The sequence below is a fragment of the Carboxylicivirga caseinilyticus genome, from assembly GCF_050589785.1.
Taxonomy (GTDB): domain Bacteria; phylum Bacteroidota; class Bacteroidia; order Bacteroidales; family Marinilabiliaceae; genus Carboxylicivirga; species Carboxylicivirga caseinilyticus.
Map to the genome: position 1 here is coordinate 1 of NZ_JBNGOX010000085.1, position 2,847 is coordinate 2,847.

Here is a 2,847-nt window from a genome sequence, read left to right on the forward strand (position 1 = left end):
TTGACATATTGGCAACAACCAAAACCATATACACCAACTATGGTGTGTGTAAAAGAAAGTAGACAAGGGCGTACGGGGGATGCCTAGGCTCTCAGAGGCGATGAAAGACGTGATAAGCTGCGATAAGCTGTGGGGAAGTGCAAATAACTATTGATCCGCAGATTTCTGAATGGGACAACCCAGTATATTGAAGATATACTATCCGCAAGGAGGCAAACCCGGGGAACTGAAACATCTAAGTACCCGGAGGAAGAGAAAACAAAAGTGATTCCGTAAGTAGTGGCGAGCGAACGCGGATTAGCCCAAACCAATGATGTTCAGGCATTGTTGGGGTTGTAGGACTTGCATAATCAATTAAAACAGAAGTAGAATGCTTTGGAAAGAGCAACCAGAGACGGTGATAGTCCGGTATACGTAATGTTTTAAGCGAGGCGAGTATCCTGAGTAGCGCGGGACACGAGAAATCCTGTGTGAATCTGGCGGGACCATCCGCTAAGGCTAAATACTCCTGAGAGACCGATAGTGAACCAGTACCGTGAGGGAAAGGTGAAAAGCACCCCGAACAGGGGAGTGAAAAAGTACCTGAAACCGTGCGCCTACAAGCGGTTGGAGCAGATTTATTCTGTGACAGCGTGCCTTTTGCATAATGAGCCTACGAGTTACTTCTCACTGGCAAGGTTAAGACTTTAAGAGTCGGAGCCGAAGCGAAAGCGAGTCTTAATAGGGCGACATAGTCAGTGGGAGTAGACGCGAAACCGTGTGATCTACCCATGATCAGGTTGAAGCTGTGGTAACACACAGTGGAGGACCGAACCAGTTGACGTTGAAAAGTCTTTGGATGAATTGTGGGTAGGGGTGAAAGGCCAATCAAACTCGGAAATAGCTCGTACTCCCCGAAATGCATTTAGGTGCAGCCTTATATTAGTTTTGCAGAGGTAGAGCTACTGATAGGACGCGAGGGTTTCACCGCCTATCAACTCCTGACAAACTCCGAATGCTGCAAAATGATTTATAGGAGTGAGGGCATGGGTGCTAAGGTCCATGTCCGAAAGGGAAAGAACCCGGACCATCAGCTAAGGTCCCCAAATGTATGTTAAGTTGACCAAACGCGGTGCTGCTGCTTAGACAGCTAGGATGTTGGCTTGGAAGCAGCCATTCATTTAAAGAGTGCGTAACAGCTCACTAGTCGAGCGGCGGTGCATGGATAATAATCGGGCATAAACATACTACCGAAGCTATGGATTGAACATTAGTTCAGTGGTAGGGGAGCATTCCAGACTGGGTTGAAGCTGAAGACGTGAGTCACAGTGGACTGTCTGGAAAAGCAAATGTAGGCATAAGTAACGATAATGGGGGTGAGAAACCTCCACGCCGAAAGACCAAGGTTTCCTGATCAACGCTAATCGGATCAGGGTTAGTCGGGACCTAACGCGAACCCGAAAGGGGTAGTGGATGGCAAACAGGTTAATATTCCTGTACCTGCTATACAATAAAAGTGACGCATTGGTGAGGTATGCACGTACTGACGGAATAGTACGTTGAGCCTAGACTCCGGTCGAAGCGAGCATAAGCAGCCGGTGCCGAGAAAAGCGAGTATAGCGGCTCGTACCGTAAACGGACACACGTAGTTGGGTTGAGTATACTAAGGCGCTCGAGTGATTCATGGCTAAGGAACTAGGCAAATTAGCCCCGTAACTTCGGGAGAAGGGGCGCCATCAGCAATGGTGGCCGCAGAGAAATGGCCCAGGCGACTGTTTATCAAAAACACATGGCTTTGCAAAATCGAAAGATGAAGTATAAGGCCTGACACCTGCCCGGTGCTGGAAGGTTAAGAGGAGGGGTTAGCTTCGGCGAAGCTCTGAATTGAAGCCCCAGTAAACGGCGGCCGTAACTATAACGGTCCTAAGGTAGCGAAATTCCTTGTCGGGTAAGTTCCGACCTGCACGAATGGTGCAACGATCTGGGCACTGTCTCAGCCATGAGCTCGGTGAAATTGTAGTTCCGGTGAAGATGCCGGATACCCGCAACGGGACGGAAAGACCCCGTGAACCTTTACTGCAGCTTAACGTTGGTTCTGGGTAAGTAATGTGTAGGATAGGTCGGAGACTATGAAGCGGATTCGCCAGGATTCGTGGAGTCACCCTTGAAATACGACCCTTTGCTTATCTGGGGCCTAACTCAGCAATGAGGACACCGTTTGGTGGGTAGTTTGACTGGGGTGGTCGCCTCCAAAAGAGTAACGGAGGCTTTCAAAGGTGCGCTCAAGACGATTGGTAACCGTCTGCAGAGTGTAATGGTATAAGCGCGCTTGACTGTGAGACCGACAAGTCGATCAGGTAGGAAACTAGGACATAGTGATCCGGTGGTTCCGTATGGAAGGGCCATCGCTCAAAGGATAAAAGGTACTCCGGGGATAACAGGCTGATCGCTCCCAAGAGCTCATATCGACGGAGCGGTTTGGCACCTCGATGTCGGCTCGTCACATCCTGGGGCTGGAGAAGGTCCCAAGGGTTGGGCTGTTCGCCCATTAAAGTGGCACGCGAGCTGGGTTCAGAACGTCGTGAGACAGTTCGGTCCCTATCTGTTGTGGGCGTAGGAAATTTGAGGAGACCTGACGTTAGTACGAGAGGACCGCGTTGGACATACCGCTGGTGTACCAGTTGTTCCGCCAGGAGCATAGCTGGGTAGCTAAGTGTGGAAGGGATAAGTGCTGAAAGCATCTAAGCACGAAGCCTGCTCCAAGATGAGATTTCCCTTAAGGGACGTTAGAGACGATGACGTTGATAGGCTGTAGGTGTAAGTGTGGTAACATACGTAGCCGAGCAGTACTAATTGCCCGAGACTTTC

Annotated in this window: 1 rRNA gene; it reads left to right on the forward strand. The window is 49.9% G+C overall.

From position 1 onward, the window contains the following. The first annotated feature begins 52 nt into the window (after nucleotides 1–52). Nucleotides 53–2,847: ribosomal RNA gene (locus tag ACRD62_RS22235) — 23S ribosomal RNA — on the forward strand.